The 15,307-nt window shown below is 71.7% G+C and carries 15 protein-coding genes; 7 read left to right on the top strand and 8 right to left on the bottom strand.

Annotation, left to right across the window (positions count from 1 at the left end):
• Positions 1 to 21: 21 nt before the first annotated feature.
• A complete protein-coding gene (locus BZZ08_RS09980) occupies positions 22 to 1,254 on the bottom strand; it encodes a low temperature requirement protein A (protein ID WP_198601393.1) in 1,233 nt (410 codons plus the stop codon).
• 110 nt (positions 1,255 to 1,364) lie between these two features.
• Here BZZ08_RS09980 and BZZ08_RS09985 point away from each other — a divergent pair, with 110 nt between their 5' ends.
• Positions 1,365 to 1,541, top strand: coding sequence for a hypothetical protein (locus BZZ08_RS09985; protein ID WP_104631804.1), 177 nt, complete (start codon positions 1,365 to 1,367; stop codon positions 1,539 to 1,541).
• Positions 1,542 to 1,557: 16 nt separating this feature from the next.
• Here BZZ08_RS09985 and mscL read toward each other — a convergent pair whose 3' ends face one another.
• The 6 genes from mscL to BZZ08_RS10015 all read right to left on the bottom strand — a co-directional run bounded on the left by mscL (position 1,558) and on the right by BZZ08_RS10015 (position 7,266).
• Positions 1,558 to 2,028: a large conductance mechanosensitive channel protein MscL gene (gene mscL / locus BZZ08_RS09990; protein ID WP_104631805.1), complete on the bottom strand. Its 471-nt coding sequence runs from the start codon at positions 2,026 to 2,028 to the stop codon at positions 1,558 to 1,560.
• 111 nt (positions 2,029 to 2,139) lie between these two features.
• Positions 2,140 to 2,619, bottom strand: a complete 480-nt coding sequence (locus BZZ08_RS09995; protein WP_104631875.1) for a hypothetical protein — start codon at positions 2,617 to 2,619, stop codon at positions 2,140 to 2,142.
• A 225-nt stretch (positions 2,620 to 2,844) separates the two neighbouring features.
• Entirely contained in the window at positions 2,845 to 3,717 is an 873-nt protein-coding gene (locus BZZ08_RS10000; RefSeq protein ID WP_104631806.1) for an S-methyl-5'-thioadenosine phosphorylase, read from the bottom strand.
• 102 nt (positions 3,718 to 3,819) lie between these two features.
• Positions 3,820 to 4,143, bottom strand: a complete 324-nt coding sequence (locus BZZ08_RS10005) for an FmdB family zinc ribbon protein (protein ID WP_104631807.1) — start codon at positions 4,141 to 4,143, stop codon at positions 3,820 to 3,822.
• Positions 4,144 to 4,210: 67 nt separating this feature from the next.
• Positions 4,211 to 5,476, bottom strand: coding sequence for an MFS transporter (locus BZZ08_RS10010; protein WP_104631808.1), 1,266 nt, complete (start codon positions 5,474 to 5,476; stop codon positions 4,211 to 4,213).
• Positions 5,477 to 5,724: 248 nt separating this feature from the next.
• Positions 5,725 to 7,266, bottom strand: coding sequence for a potassium/proton antiporter (locus BZZ08_RS10015; RefSeq protein ID WP_241965421.1), 1,542 nt, complete (start codon positions 7,264 to 7,266; stop codon positions 5,725 to 5,727).
• A 306-nt stretch (positions 7,267 to 7,572) separates the two neighbouring features.
• On the opposite strand from BZZ08_RS10015, the gene BZZ08_RS10020 reads away from it, so the two are divergent.
• Positions 7,573 to 10,383: a penicillin acylase family protein gene (locus tag BZZ08_RS10020; protein WP_104631810.1), complete on the top strand. Its 2,811-nt coding sequence runs from the start codon at positions 7,573 to 7,575 to the stop codon at positions 10,381 to 10,383.
• Positions 10,384 to 10,452: 69 nt separating this feature from the next.
• Here BZZ08_RS10020 and BZZ08_RS10025 read toward each other — a convergent pair whose 3' ends face one another.
• Complete coding sequence (locus BZZ08_RS10025; RefSeq protein WP_104631811.1) at positions 10,453 to 11,067, bottom strand: 5-formyltetrahydrofolate cyclo-ligase; 615 nt, start codon at positions 11,065 to 11,067, stop codon at positions 10,453 to 10,455.
• A gap of 93 nt (positions 11,068 to 11,160) precedes the next feature.
• On the opposite strand from BZZ08_RS10025, the gene galU reads away from it, so the two are divergent.
• The 5 genes from galU (at position 11,161) to BZZ08_RS10050 (ending at position 15,230) form a co-directional block, all read left to right on the top strand.
• The gene (gene galU, locus BZZ08_RS10030) at positions 11,161 to 12,063 is read left to right on the top strand and encodes a UTP--glucose-1-phosphate uridylyltransferase GalU (RefSeq protein WP_104631812.1); all 903 of its coding nucleotides are present in this window, start codon (positions 11,161 to 11,163) and stop codon (positions 12,061 to 12,063) included.
• 5 nt (positions 12,064 to 12,068) lie between these two features.
• Positions 12,069 to 13,418: a molybdotransferase-like divisome protein Glp gene (glp, locus tag BZZ08_RS10035; RefSeq protein WP_446750245.1), complete on the top strand. Its 1,350-nt coding sequence runs from the start codon at positions 12,069 to 12,071 to the stop codon at positions 13,416 to 13,418.
• An 86-nt stretch (positions 13,419 to 13,504) separates the two neighbouring features.
• Positions 13,505 to 14,017, top strand: coding sequence for a cyclic pyranopterin monophosphate synthase MoaC (gene moaC / locus BZZ08_RS10040; RefSeq protein ID WP_104631813.1), 513 nt, complete (start codon positions 13,505 to 13,507; stop codon positions 14,015 to 14,017).
• Positions 14,014 to 14,553, top strand: a complete 540-nt coding sequence (locus BZZ08_RS10045) for a MogA/MoaB family molybdenum cofactor biosynthesis protein (RefSeq protein WP_104631814.1) — start codon at positions 14,014 to 14,016, stop codon at positions 14,551 to 14,553. The genes moaC and BZZ08_RS10045 overlap by 4 nt, the downstream gene beginning before the upstream one ends.
• Positions 14,550 to 15,230 (top strand): GNAT family N-acetyltransferase, encoded by a 681-nt coding sequence (locus tag BZZ08_RS10050; RefSeq protein ID WP_198601395.1) that lies wholly within the window; start codon positions 14,550 to 14,552, stop codon positions 15,228 to 15,230. Before BZZ08_RS10045 ends, BZZ08_RS10050 begins: the two co-directional genes overlap by 4 nt.
• Positions 15,231 to 15,307 lie beyond the last annotated feature (77 nt).

A 15,307-nucleotide genomic window follows, 5' to 3' on the forward strand; every position in this document is an offset into this window, starting at 1 on the left:
CCGGCGGGGCCCGGCAGCGCCTCAGGCGGCCGGAGCCGTCGTGCGCCGCTCCCTCTCGGTACGCCGTGCGGTCAGCGCCACCCCGGCCGCCACGGTCAGGGCCAGGACGACCCCCGCCACGAGCACCGCCTCGGCACCGAGGAAGGTGCAGCCGAGCACCAGGACCGCGGCCGTCGGCAGCACGAGCTGCTCGGCGACGCCCACCTTGAAGTGCCGCGCGTGCAACGCCCACACCGTGATCAGGAACACCGCCGTCGGCAGGGTCACCGCGGCCGACGCCGCCGGTGTGGAGAGGTGCGCCTTGCCCACGGCCTGCTCCACCGCCACCTCCAGCCCCGCCCCGATCGCCGCCGCCGAGGCGAAGACCAGGTAGTGGCCGTAACCCCACAGGAAGGACTGTCTGCTGGACCTCAGATAACTGTGGACGGGCACCACGAAGTAGATCCACCAGGCCGCGAAGACGATCAGCAGTCCGCCGGCCGCGATCGGGAGCACCTCGCCCAGCGCGTCGTTCTCCTCGATGCCCGACTTCACCGCGACCGTGGCCGCGGCGATGGTCTCGCCGAGCACGATGATCGTGAGCAGCCCGTACCGCTCGGAGATGTGGTGCGGATGCCAGGACGACGAGTGCTTGCGCTCGGCGAACGCCGGCACGCACAGCTCCAGCACCACCATCACCAGGAACAGCCAGCCGCGGCCGCCCTCCGGCAGGAACAGCAGCCCCAGCCAGCCGATCTGGCAGAGCAGCACGCCGACCGAGTATCTCCGGGCCATGGTGCTCTCCGGCGGTGCCGCGAACCGGCCCGCCCTGAGCCACTGCGTCGCCAGGGCGACCCGCATGATCACGTAGCCGATGACGACGGCCACCCAGTCGTGGTCCTCGAAGGCCCGGGAGACCCCGGCCGCCAGGACCAGCACACCGGCGATCTGGAGCAGCGTGACGACCCGGTAGAGGACGTCGTCGTTGTCGTAGGCCGAGGCGAACCAGGTGAAGTTCATCCACGCCCACCAGATGGCGAAGAAGACCATCGCGTAGTTGAGGACGCCCTCGCCGGCATGCCCCTCGGCGACGGAGTGCACCAGCTGGACGCCCGCCTGGGCGATGGCGACGACGAAGCAGAGGTCGAAGAAGAGCTCCAGCGGCGTGGCGACGCGGTGCGGTTCGTGCCGGTGGCGGGCTTTCAGCCGGCGCACCGGAGGGTGGCTGTCGGGCGGCGGCCCGGCGGGCGCGCTCGCGGAAGAGGAACTGGACATCATGGCTCCCAGCACAGCAGAGACGGTGCGGACGTGCTTGCGGACCCCCACCGCCGGGACGAGCGGGGCGGACGGGACGTCGCCCACGGGGCGAGCCGTACCCTGGGAGCATGAGTACCACCCCCGAACCCGAGCCCCGCGCGCCCAGGCCCGCACTGGTCTTCGACGACCCGCTGGACCAGCAGAGCTCGGACGACACCGACCGCGGCTGGGGCGAGCGGCCCGAGGGCGACAGCGCGGCCGACCTGAAGCGCTTCCTCGACGAGAAGCCGCCCCACCACCTGTGAACCGCGGACGCGAGCGCTACGAGCGGTCGTGTCCCGAACCGCGCTGGGCGACCAGCGCGTCGCGGATCTCCTTGAGCACCTCCAGCTCGGAGACCTCGATGACCTCCTCGGCGCTCTCCTTCGCCTTGCGGCGGGCCTCCTGCCGGGCCAGGTACTTCGACATGGGCAGCACCATCAGGAAGTAGACGACGGCCGCGGTGATCAGGAACGTGAGGGTGGCACCCAGCACGTGGCCCCACAGGATCCGCACGCCCGTCGCGCTGTCGCCGGTCCCGGTGCACGGGCCCTTCAGACAGGAACTGTAGCTGTCCAGGCTCTGCGTGCCGAACGCCCCGACCAGCGGGTTGATGACCCCCTCCACCACCGAGTTGACGATCTTGGTGAAGGCGGCGCCGATGACGACCGCCACCGCCAGGTCGATGACGTTGCCGCGCATCAGGAAGGCCTTGAAGCCCTGCCAGACGCTCGGCTCCTTCTTCTCGCTCACGGTGGGAGCACTCCTCGCTTGAACAGGTGTAGGAACCAAACGCTCCGCAACCTACGACAGCGTTGGGCCGTCCTGTCCAATCCGATCCCTCGAACGAACGACTTGACCGGCTCAGCACAGGGTCACCGCCAGCCGTTCCGTGGTAGCCGCGCCCACCAGCCGGTGGGCGGTGGCGCGCGGCACCGAGACGACGACCAGCGCCCCGCCCGCCGACGGATCCGCCACGGGCTCCGGCACCTTCGTCACCCGCACACCGCGCGCGAGCACGGAGGCGTCGCCCGCACCGCCGTCGCCGGTCGCGACGACGTCGACCCGGTCGCCCGGCCTGAGCAGCCGCACCGTGCCCGCGTCGGCGATGCGCACCGGCGCCGCCACGAGCCGGGTGCCGTGCCGCTCGCCCACGGGATCGGCCACCGGGTGTCCGCGAGCCCGTCGCGTGTCCTGCCCGCCGGTCCCCGGATGCGGGCCCGCCGCCACCAGCGCGGCGGCGGTGACCGCGAGTCCGGCGGCCAGGGCACGCCGTCGGTGCGCCACGAGCCGGTGCAGGGCACGGTGCCCGCCGCGCACCCGCACCGGCGCGAAGTGCGGCACCTCGCGGGTGGGCGGGGCGTCGGTGCCGGGCGGAAGCGGGGGAGCGACCGAGGAGGGCAGGGCGGGACGGAACACGGTGACCACCACCTGTGACGAGGGACCGGCTTGCGCTCCCACGATGAGGCTTCTCGCCGCGTCCCGCCGAAGCCCGTGGATCACCCACCGGTTGTGGACAACTCCCTCACCGGAACGGGCCGTTCCAAGTCCCGTCCCCGCCCGCGGCCCCTACGGCAGCGCGATCCCCGGATCCATCCCGCCCAGCGCCGTCCCGCACGGGCAGTCCCGCTCCCCGGTCGCCGGCAGCGCGGCCACCGCGTCGAACAGCACGCCCCGCAGCCGGTCCACGTTCGCCGCGAACACCCGCAGCACCTCCTCGTGCGAGACGCCCTCGCCGCTCTCGGCGCCCGCGTCGAGGTCGGTCACGAGGGTCAGCGAGGTGTAGCAGAGCTCCAGCTCACGGGCGAGGGCCGCCTCCGGGTGGCCGGTCATGCCCACCACCGACCAGCCCTGCGCCCGGTGCCACAGGGACTCCGCGCGGGTCCCGAAGCGGGGCCCCTCGACCACGACCAGGGTGCCGCCGTCGACGGGTTCCCAGTCCTGACCCCGGGCCGCCTTCAGCGCGGCGGCCCGCCCGGTGGGGCAGTACGGGTCGGCCAGCGACACGTGCACCACGTTGGGCACCGAGCCGTCGGGCATCGGCAGCCCGTCGAAGTAGGTCGACGGGCGGGACTTCGTGCGGTCGACGAACTGGTCCGGCACCAGCAGCGTGCCCGGCCCGTACTCGGGGCGCAGGCCGCCGACGGCGCACGGGCCGAAGACCTGGCGCGCGCCCACCGAGCGCAGCGCCCACAGATTGGCGCGGTAGTTGATCCGGTGCGGCGGCAGATGGTGGCCGCGGCCGTGCCGGGGGAGGAAGGCGACCCGCCGGCCGGCGACCTCGCCGAGGAAGAGGGAGTCGCTGGGCGGCCCGTACGGGGTGTCCACCCGGACCTCGGTGACGTCGTCGAGGAACGAGTAGAACCCGGAGCCGCCGATCACGCCGATCTCGGCCTGCACATTCTCGGCCTGCGCGTTCCGGGCCGTCACCTTGTTCGCCATGCCCGCACCCTAACCGCCCCGCACCACGCCGAGGACCCCGTCGTCGGACGACGACAGGGTCTCGTAAGGAAGGGGTCCCGTGCGGGCGGGCAGAAGCGGGTGCTACGCGGCGGTGGAGCCCGCGGAGGAGCTGCCGGAACCCGAGGAGGACGACGAGGACGACGACGAACCCGAGTCCGAGGACGACGAAGAAGCCGAGGACGAGGCCGCCTTCGAGGACGACGACGCCGGCGAGCTGCTCGACGAGCTGCCGCGGCTGTCGTTGCGGTAGAAACCGGAGCCCTTGAAGACGATGCCGACCGCCGAGAACACCTTCTTCAGGCGGCCCTGGCAGTTCGGGCATTCGGTGAGGGCGTCATCGGTGAACTTCTGCACCGCCTCGAGGCCCTCGCCGCACTCGGTGCACTGGTACTGGTACGTCGGCACTGTCTTCCTCCTGGCACTCTCACTCGATGAGTGCTAACGACGGTCTATAGTGACCTATTCCTCGGGATCAGTCCACTGCGGCGGGCGCGCGGTGACCGACACCACGTGCGACCGTGCGGCCGTGGGACCGCGGCGCCAGCCGCGAGCGCAGCGCCACCAGGACCGCCAGCGCCAGGACCGTGCCGCCCATCGGCACCAGGAATCCGGCGCCGTCCCAGAACCGGTCCTCCAGCTGTCCGGCGACGGTCACGGCCGCCGCCTGGCCCAGTGCGACGGCACCGGTCAGCCAGGTGAAGGCCTCGGTGCGGGCGCCCGCCGGGACCAGGCCCTCGACCAGGGTGTAGCCGGTGACGATGGCGGGCGCGACACACATGCCGACCAGCAGACCGAGGCCCGCAAGGACGAGCACCGAGTGCGCGGCCCACAGGCCGGACGCGGTCAGTGCGAGAGCGGCGTAGCCGACCAGGAGGCGCTGCTGCGGGGCCACCTTCCAGGCGATGGCGCCGCAGGCCAGGCCGGAGATCATGTTGCCCGCCGCGAAGACGCCGTACAGGACGCCGTTCAGACCGGGCTCGCCGATCGACTCGGTGAATGCCGCCAGCGACACCTGCATGCCGCCGAAGACGGAACCGATGCCCAGGAAGGCGACGATCAGCACCCGCACGCCGGGGACCCGCAGCGCGGAAACGTGCTCCACGCGCGCGTGGCCGCCGTCGGCGCCGCCGACCTGCGGCTGGGTGCTCTTCTGCGCGGCGAACAGCAGACCGCCCACCAGGGTGAGCGCGGCCTCCGTGACCAGGCCCGCGGCGGGGTCGACGGCGGTGCACAGGGCGGTCGCCAGCAGCGGGCCGAGGACGAAGGTCAGCTCGTCGGTGACGGACTCGAAGGCGGCCGCCGTGCTCATCAGGGGGGAGTCCTTGAGCGTCACCGCCCAGCGGGCCCGCACCATGGGCCCGACCTGCGGCACCGAGGCACCGGTGGGCACCGCCGCGAGGAACAGCGCCCACAGGGGCGCGTCCGTGAGCGCGAGGGCGGTCAGGGTCAGGCCGGACGCCGTGTGCACGAGCACGCCGGGCAGCAGGACGGCGCGCTGGCCGTAACGGTCGGCGAGCCGGCCGCTGTACGGGGCGAACACGGCCATCGAGACGCCGGTGACGGCCGCGGCGGCGCCGGCGACGCCGTAGGAGCCGGTGGTGTGCTGCACCAGCAGCACGATGGAGAGCGTGAGCATGGCGAACGGCTGGCGAGCCGCGAAGCCGGGGAGCAGGAACGTCCAGGCGCCGCGGGTGCGCAGCAGCTGCCCGTATCCCGGACGGGTGACCGTGGATGCCACGGCCCGTGCCTTTCTGCCGCCTGGTAGCGCGAGCCCCGCTTCGTGTGGTCGTCGTGCGGGAGCGCCGAGAGCTGTCCACTTGCGCGGACTGCGGTAGATGCCGGAGCCCACGGGGATGAGGGGGCGATCCGACCGCCATACGGTCGCGCCAGCTCTGCTTCAGACAGAGGTGGTTCGATCAGGTGCGGCCTTCATCGTACAGGGGACAGGACGGGTGCGGCCTGTGAAAGGGGGCACCCCTCGTACGGTCACCTGCGATTGCCGCGGGCGTCTTCCGTACCCCCGGTGCCCAGCCAGCCGGCCAGCTTGCCGCCGTGGCCGACCGCGCGCAGCCGCGCCTCGGCGGCGTCCCGGACCGGGTCCGTGGCGACCACCAGGAGTTCGTCGCCGCGGCGCAGCCCCGTGGTCGGCAGCGGTACGAAGGACGTTCCGTCGCGGACGACGAGGGTGACGGCGGCCCCGGTGGGCAGCCGCAGCTCGCTGACCTCGACGCCGTGCATCTTCGAGCCCTCGGGGATCGTCACCGACAGCAGATGGCCGCGCAGCCGCTCCAGGGGAGCGGACTCGATGCCGAGGTCGGCCGCCTCGTCGCCCTTGCCCAGGTGCAGCTGGCGGGCCAGCCACGGCAGCGTCGGCCCCTGGACCAGGGTGTAGACGACGACCAGGACGAAGACGATGTTGAAGATGCGGTGGCTGCCCGTGACGCCCTCCACCATGGGGATCGTCGCCAGGATGATGGGCACCGCGCCGCGCAGCCCGGCCCACGACATCAGCGCCTGCTCCTGCCACGGCACCCGGAACGGCACCAGGCACAGTACGACGCTCAGCGGCCGCGCGACCATGGTGAGCACCAGTCCGATGACCAGGGCGGGCAGGATGTCGTCGCCCAGCTCGTGCGGGGTGACCAGCAGGCCGAGCAGGACGAACATGCCGATCTGGGCGAGCCAGCCGAGTCCGTCGGCGAATCCCCGGGTGGCGGGCCAGTGCGGCAGCCGCGCGTTGCCCATGACCATCGAGGCGAGGTAGACGGCCAGGAAGCCGCTGCCGTGGGCCATCGCGCCGGCCGCGTAGGCGGCGATGGCGATCGACATGACGGCGATGGGGTAGAGGCCGGAGGCGGGCAGCGCCACGTGCTTCAGTCCCCACGACCCCAGCCAGCCGATCGCGAGTCCGATGGCCGCGCCGATGGCCAGCTCCAGGGCGATCTCGCCGATGAGCACGTACCAGTGCTCGATCGGGCCGGCCGTGGAGAAGGCGACCACGAGGATGACCACCGGGGCGTCGTTGAAGCCGGACTCGGCCTCCAGCGTGCCCGTTATCCGCGTGGGCAGCGGAATCCGGCGCAGCACGGAGAAGACGGCCGCGGCGTCCGTGGAGGAGACCACGGCCCCGACGATCAGCGCCTGCCGCCATTCCAGCCCGGTCAGGTAGTGCGCGCCCGCCGCGGTCACGCCGACGCTCACCGCGACCCCGCCCAGGGCCAGCGCGGAGGCGGCCGGGAGGGCCGGTTTCGCCTCCTTCCACTTCGTGCCGAGCCCGCCCTCGGCCAGGATCACCACGAGGGCCCCGTAGCCGATGACCTGGACCAGTTCGGCGTTGTCGAACTTGATGTCGCCGATGCCGTCCTGGCCCATGGCGACACCGATGGCCAGGTAGACGAGCAGGCTGGGGAGCCCGCTGCGCGAGGAGATCCGGACCGCCGCCACGGCGATGAGCAGGACGAGCGAGCAGACGAGCAGGAGCTGGTTGAGGTGGTGGACAGTCAGCGGCCGTTCCCTTCCCTGGCGCACAGCATGAAGCACAGCGCGGACGAGCGCGCCCGCTCGGCGCGCGAGGCGTACACCGGCGCACCCCCTATGGCACACGAATCCGCCGTGCTCTGCGGGCAACTACTTCGTTACCTTACCTAACTCTTGACGCTTTCTTGACGCTCGGCTTGGCAAGATCGAACGCTCGTGCGTCCCGGTACCCGACTCCGCGTCAAGGCGGCGCCGGGTCTGCGCCTACAGTTGCTCCAGCGCTCGGCGCTCAGCGCTCAGCCTCCGTACGAAGCACAGCCCGCCCCTGCCGCTCGTGTTAGGACAGCAAGGACAGCGATGCCCCCCACCACCACCGCCTCCACGGGTCACCAGTCCGGCACGTCCCGGACGTCCGGCAGGAAGAAGGGGCGCAAGGGCCGGCTGCTCGTCCTGGTGCTGGTCCTGGCCATCATCGGCGGCCTCGCCTACGGGGGGTACTGGTCGGTCAGCACCGTCCGCGCGTCCTTCCCGCAGACCAAGGGCTCGATCACGCTGGACGGCCTGTCGGGTCCGGTCGACGTCAAGCGCGACGGGTACGGCATCCCGCAGGTCTACGCCTCCACCGACGAGGACCTGTTCATGGCGCAGGGCTACGTCCAGGCGCAGGACCGGTTCTACGAGATGGACGTCCGCCGGCACATGACCGCGGGCCGCCTGTCGGAGATGTTCGGCAAGAGCCAGATCGACAACGACGAGTTCCTGCGCACCATGGGCTGGCACCGGGTGGCGAAGAAGGAGTACGACGAGAAGCTCTCGGACTCCACCAAGAAGTACCTCCAGGCGTACTCCAAGGGCGTCAACGCCTACCTGAAGGGCAAGGACGGCGCGGACATCTCCCTGGAGTACGCGGCCCTCGGGTTCACCAACGACTACAAGCCCCAGGAGTGGACCCCGGTCGACTCGGTGGCCTGGCTGAAGGCGATGGCCTGGGACCTGCGCGGCAACATGCAGGACGAGGTCGACCGCGCGCTGATGACCAGCCGCCTCGGCCCCAAGCAGATCGCCGACCTCTACCCGGCCTACCCGTACGACCGCAACAAGGCGATCGTCCAGGAGGGCCAGTACGACGACCTCACGCAGACCTTCGACGGCGGCGGCGCGTCGAGCGGCGGCGAGGGCGACGGCACCGGCACGGGCACCGGAACCGGTACGGGCACGGGTACAGGTACGGGAACCGGCTCCGGGTCCGGGTCCGGGTCCGGCAATGCTCTCCAGGGGCAACTGTCCGGGCTCCAGGACGTCCTGGACGACGTCCCCACCGCCGTCGGTGTGAACGGCAACGGCATCGGCTCCAACTCGTGGGTCGTCTCCGGCAAGCACACCATCACCGGCAAGCCGCTGCTGGCCAACGACCCGCACCTGTCGCCGTCCCTGCCCTCGGTCTGGTACCAGATGGGCCTGCACTGCCGCACCGTCTCCGACAAGTGCCGGTACGACGTGGCCGGCTACACCTTCGCGGGCATGCCCGGCGTGGTCATCGGCCACAACCAGGAGATCGCCTGGGGCCTGACCAACTCCGGCGCCGACGTCACCGACCTCTACCTGGAGAAGATCACCGGCGAGGGCTACCAGTACGACGGCAAGGTGATCCCCTTCGAGACGCGCGAGGAGACCATCAAGGTCGCCGGCGGCGATCCCAAGAAGATCGTCGTGCGCGAGACCAACAACGGACCCCTGCTCTCCGACCGCGACGACGAACTGGTGAAGACCGGCAAGAAGGCCACCGTCGACAGCTCCGCCCCCGACCGCGGCGACGGCTACGGCGTCGCCCTGCGCTGGACGGCGCTGGAGGCGGGCACCAGCATGGACGCCGTCTTCGCGATCGACCGGGCCCAGAACTGGGACGACTTCCGCGAGGCCGCCGCGCTGTTCGACGTGCCCTCGCAGAACCTGGTCTACGCCGACAGCGAGCACATCGGCTACACGCTGCCCGGCCGGATCCCGGTGCGCGCCGAGGGCCACGACGGCTCGGTCCCGGCGCCGGGCTGGAACTCCAAGTACCGCTGGACCGGCGAGTACATCGACCAGGACGAGCTGCCCTACGAGTACGACCCGGAGCGCGGCTACATCGTGACCGCCAACCAGGCCGTCGTCGACGAGGACAAGTACCCGTACACGCTCACCACGGACTGGGGCTACGGCGCCCGCAGCCAGCGCATCACCTCCCTGATCGAGCAGAAGATCAAGGACGGCGGCAAGATCTCCACCGACGACATGCGCCAGATGCAGCTGGACAACAGCAGCGAGATGGCCAAGCTGCTCGTGCCCCAGCTGCTGAAGATCGACATCGCCGACAAGGACGTCCGCGAGGCGCAGAAACTGCTGGAGGGCTGGGACTACACCCAGGACGCCGACTCGGCCGCCGCCGCCTACTTCAACGCCGTCTGGCGCAACATCCTCAAGCTCGCCTTCGGCAACAAGCTGCCCAAGGAGCTGCGGGCCGAGGGCCAGTGCCTGTGGGTCGACCCGGTCAACACCACCGGCCCGGCGGACGAGACCAACAAGGTCCGCGAGTGCGGCCAGCGCGACGCCGGCCAGGCGCAGCCGGACGGCGGCGACCGCTGGTTCGAGGTGGTCCGCACGCTGATGGAGAAGCCCAAGAGCGACTGGTGGACGACGCCCGCCTCGGGCACCCGCAAGGGCGCCGACCACAACCGCGACGACCTGTTCAAGCGCGCCATGATCGACGCCCGCTGGGAGCTGACCGCCAAGCTCGGCAAGGACATCGACACCTGGAACTGGGGCCGGCTGCACCGCCTGTTCCTGAAGAACCAGACCCTGGGCACCGAGGGCCCCGGCTTCCTGAAGTACGCCCTCAACCGCGGCCCCTGGAAGCTCAGCGGCGGCGAGGCGGCGGTCAACGCCTCCGGCTGGAACGCGGCCGGCGGCTACGGGGTGATCTGGGTGCCGTCCATGCGGATGGTGGTCAACCTCGGCGACCTCGACAAGTCCCGCTGGATCAACCTCACCGGCGCCTCCGGACACGCCTACAGCGCCCACTACACCGACCAGACCGACAAGTGGGCGAACGGCGAACTGCTGCCGTGGTCCTTCTCGAGGAAGGCCGTCGACGAGAGCACGAGCGACACGCTGGTGCTCAAGCCGTAGCCCCGCACCCGTCGCACGAGAACGGCCTCCACGCGCGCGTGGAGGCCGTTTCCCGTCTCCGCCCGGCGGTCAGCGGAACCTGCGCACCCCCGACGGCGTCACCACCGCGTCCACCGGCCGGTCGTGCGGCTCCGCGGGGACGTGCGCGACGACCTCCCGGTCGTACAGCAGCACCAGCAGCGCGGGGCGCGCGCCCGCCGCCTCCAGCCGCGCCAGCACCCGGTCGTACGAGCCGCCACCGCGCCCCAGGCGCAGGCCGCGGCCGTCCACCGCGACCCCGGGCAGCAGCACGACGTCCGCCCGCGTCACCGCGTCCGGCCCCAGACGCTCACCGGCGGGCTCGTACAGCTCCATCCGCCCGCCGTGCCGCACGCGCGCGAGGGAGTCCTCTCCGGTGTACTCGCCCCAGTCCAGGTCGTTGTCCGGCAGCAGCGCGGGCAGCAGGACGCGCACCCCCCGCGCGCGCAGCGCGTCCAGGAGCGCGAGGGTGCCCGGCTCGGCGCCCACGGAGACGTACGCCGCCACGGCGCGCGCCCCCGCCACCTCCGGCAGCCCGAGCGCCCGCCCGGCCAGCGCCTGGGCGGCTTCCCGCAGGTCGTCCGGCGTCAACCTGTTCCTCGCCGCGAGGAAACCCCGCCGCAACGTCCGCTTGTCAGGTTCGTCCACAGGGCCGAGATGAGACATCGGTGACTCCCGTACCGCGCTAATGCGCTCATATGAGCGCCTATGATCCCGAGTCACAGATTCTCCCTATAGGCACCGGATATGGTGGCGCGCATGACTCAGTCCCACCCCAGGATCAGCAAGGCTGTCATCCCAGCAGCCGGTCTCGGTACCCGGTTCCTGCCGGCCACCAAGGCCACTCCCAAGGAGATGCTGCCGGTCGTCGACAAGCCGGCGATCCAGTACGTGGTCGAAGAGGCCGTGGCCGCGGGCCTCGGCGACGTCCTCATGGTCACGGGCCGCAACAAGCGCCCCCTGGAAGACCACTTCGACCGCAACTACGAACTGGAGTCCGCCCTCCAGAAGAAGGGCGACGCGGGCCGCCTGGCCAAGGTCCAGGAGTCCAGCGACCTCGCGATGATGCACTACGTCCGCCAGGGCGACCCCAAGGGCCTCGGCCACGCCGTGCTGTGCGCTGCCCCGCACGTCGGCCACGAGCCCTTCGCGGTCCTGCTCGGCGACGACCTCATCGACCCGCGCGACCCGCTGCTCCAGCGCATGATCGACGTCCAGGAGCAGTACGGCGGCAGTGTGATCGCCCTCATGGAGGTCGCGCCGGAGCAGATCCACCTCTACGGCTGCGCGGCCGTGGAGAGCACCGAGGACAGCGACGTCGTCAAGGTCGGCGGACTGGTCGAGAAGCCGGACCCGGCCGACGCCCCGTCCAACTACGCCATCATCGGCCGTTATGTCCTCGACCCGCACATCTTCGACATACTGCGCAAGACCGAGCCCGGCCGGGGCGGCGAGATCCAGCTGACCGACGCCCTCCAGCAGCTCGCTGAAGACGAGTCCGTGGGCGGCCCGGTGCACGGCGTCGTCTTCAAGGGCCGCCGCTATGACACCGGCGACCGCGGCGACTACCTGCGTGCCATTGTCAGACTCGCATGCGAACGTGAAGACCTGGGCCCGGACTTCCGGACCTGGCTTCGCAGTTACGTAGCCGAGGAGATGTAAGGACGTTGAGCAGCAGCGCACACCGTGACACCGGTCACGACCACGCCGCCGCGGGCCCCGGCCCGGACCGGCTGTGGTCGGTGCAGGATCACCTGGACGACGTCCTCGCCACCGTCCGCCCCCTGGACCCGATCGAGCTGAACCTGCTCGACGCCCAGGGGTGCGTCCTGGTCGACGACATCACGGTGCCGCTGTCCCTGCCACCGTTCGACAACAGCTCCATGGACGGGTACGCGGTGCGGGTCACCGACGTCGCGGGCGCCAGCGAGGAGTTCCCCGCCGTCCTGGAGGTCGTCGGGGACGTCGCCGCCGGCCAGGCCGACCTGATCACGGTGGGCCCCGGCCAGGCCGCCCGCATCATGACCGGCGCCCCGCTCCCGCCCGGCGCGGAGGCCGTCGTCCCCGTCGAATGGACCGACGGCGGACTCGGCGAAGGTCCCGTGGCGGGCATGCGCGCCCGCAGCCTCGCCCCGGAGGGCGCCGAGGGCCACGTCCACGTGTACCGGCCGGCCGAGGCACGCGCGCACGTCCGCGCGCAGGGCAGCGACGTGCGCTCCGGCGACCGCGCCCTGGCGGCCGGCACCGTCCTCGGCCCGCCGCAGATCGGCCTGCTCGCCGCGATCGGCCGGGGCACGGTACGGGTGCGCCCGCGCCCGCGCGTGGTGGTGCTCTCCACCGGCAGCGAACTCGTCCAGCCCGACGAGCAGCTGGCGTCCGGTCAGATCTACGACTCCAACAGCTTCGCCCTCACCGCGGCCGCCCGCGACGCCGGCGCCATCGCCTACCGGGTGGGCGCGGTCGCCGACGACGCCGAGACCCTGCGGTCCACCATCGAGGACCAACTGGTGCGCGCCGACCTGATGGTCACCACCGGCGGCGTGAGCGTCGGGGCGTACGACGTGGTCAAGGAGGCGCTGGCACACGTCGGCGACGAGGACGAGCCCGGCGGTGGCGTGGACTTCCGCAAGCTCGCCATGCAGCCAGGCAAGCCCCAGGGCTTCGGTTCCATCGGTCCCGACCACACCCCGCTGCTCGCCCTGCCCGGCAACCCGGTGTCGTCGTACGTCTCCTTCGAGCTGTTCGTGCGTCCCGCGATCCGCACCCTCATGGGCCTGCCCGACGTCCACCGTCCGACGGTCACCGCGTCCCTGGCCGCCGACAAGGCACTGACCTCGCCGAAGGGCCGCCGGCAGTTCCTGCGGGGCAGCCACGCCGACGGATCGGTCACCCCGGTCGGCGGCTCCGGCTCCCACCTCGTGGCCGCCCTCGCGCACGCGAACGCGCTGATCGTCGTCCCCGAGGACACCGAGTCCGTGGAGCCCGGCGCCGAGGTCGAGGTGGTCCTGCTCGGCTGAGCGGAGCCCGATGGCGGTACCGTGTCGCGCACAGCAGGCCCACGCGCCGCACCGCGCCGGGCCAGGACCGGGAGCGCCACACGAGCATGAGTACGCAGGACCGACCGCCGAGGAGCGGACAGGACCCGCAAGGCCGGCTGACACACATCGACGAGGCGGGCGCCGCCCGGATGGTCGACGTGTCCGGCAAGGACGTGACCGCACGCACCGCCCGCGCCACCGGACGCGTCCTCGTCGCGCCCCGCGTGGTCGAGCTGCTGCGCGGCGAGGGCGTGCCGAAGGGCGACGCCCTGGCCACCGCCAGGATCGCGGGCATCATGGGCGCCAAGCGCACCCCCGACCTGATCCCCTTGTGCCACCCGTTGTCGGTGTCCGGTGTGAAACTGGACCTGTCGGTCGCGGACGACGCCGTGGAGATCACCGCCACGGTCAGGACGACGGATCGCACGGGCGTCGAGATGGAGGCGCTCACCGCGGTCTCCGTCGCCGCGCTCACCGTGGTCGACATGGTCAAGGCCGTCGACAAGGGAGCGGTGATCACGGACGTGCGGGTGGAGCAGAAGACGGGCGGCAAGTCCGGCGACTGGACCAGGTCATGACGCTGGACGACGGCGCGGGAGGGGCCCTCCTCGGGCCGTACGCCGCCCTGGTCGTCACGGCGTCCAACCGGGCCGCCGCCGGTGTCTACGAGGACAGGGGCGGGCCGCTGATCGCCGAGGGGCTGCGCCGCTTCGGCTTCGACGTCGACGGACCCCGGGTCGTCCCCGACGGCGACCCCGTGGAGGCCGCCCTCCGCGCGGGCGCCGAAGCGGGCTACGACGTGATCGTCACCACCGGCGGCACCGGCGTCTCGCCCACCGACCGCACCCCCGAGGCCACCCGGGCGGTGATCGACTACGAGGTGCCGGGCATCGCGGAGGCGATCCGGGCGTACGGCCGGGACAAGGTGCCGACCGCGGCGCTGTCCAGGGGCCTGGCCGGAGTGGCGGACGGGACGCTGATCGTCAACCTGCCGGGCTCCTCCGGCGGAGTGAAGGACGGCCTCGCCGTGCTGGAGCCGCTGCTGAAGCACGCCGTGGACCAGCTCCGCGGCGGCGACCACCCGAGACCCGCCAGCGGTGGGGGTGCGAGCTGAACAGCCCCTCCTGGCCCGCCGAGCTGAGGGACGGCGACATCGTCCTGAGGCCGATAAGGCTGCGCGACCAGCGGAGCTGGCGCGAGGTCAACCGGCGCAACCGGGACTGGCTGCGCCCGTGGGAGGCCACCATCCCACCGCCCGGCCCCGGCGGCCCCATCGCGCACCGGCCCACCTACCGGCAGATGGTGCGGCATCTGAGGTCCGAGGCCCACGCGGGCCGGATGCTGCCCTTCGTCATCGAGTACCAGGGGCGGCTGGTCGGCCAGTTGACGGTGGCCGGCATCACCTGGGGCTCGATGTGCTCCGGACACGTCGGCTACTGGGTGGACGAGGCGGTGGCCGGCCGCGGGGTGATGCCCACGGCCGTGGCGATGGCCGTGGACCACTGTTTCCGCACCGTCGGACTGCATCGCGTCGAGGTGTGTATTCGCCCCGAGAACGCGCCCAGCCGCCGGGTCGTGGAGAAACTCGGATTCCGCGAGGAGGGTCTCAGGCCGCGATATCTGCACATCGACGGAGCCTGGCGGGACCACCTCGTCTTCGCGCTCACCGCGGAAGAGGTTCCGGAAGGCATGCTGCGGCGATGGCACCGGTCACGGCACCGCAGTGCGCCGAACGCCGGGAACAGCGGCACGACCGGCGGCACCGGCAGCACCGGCAGTCCCGGGAATTGAATAAACGTTCGAAATTGAGCGGGTCGCGACCATCCGGAAGCGGATAATTTCGCGGTCCTGGTGGTCGGCTGATCGGA

The sequence above is a fragment of the Streptomyces sp. MH60 genome (assembly GCF_002939385.1).
In the GTDB taxonomy this organism is placed as follows: domain Bacteria; phylum Actinomycetota; class Actinomycetes; order Streptomycetales; family Streptomycetaceae; genus Streptomyces.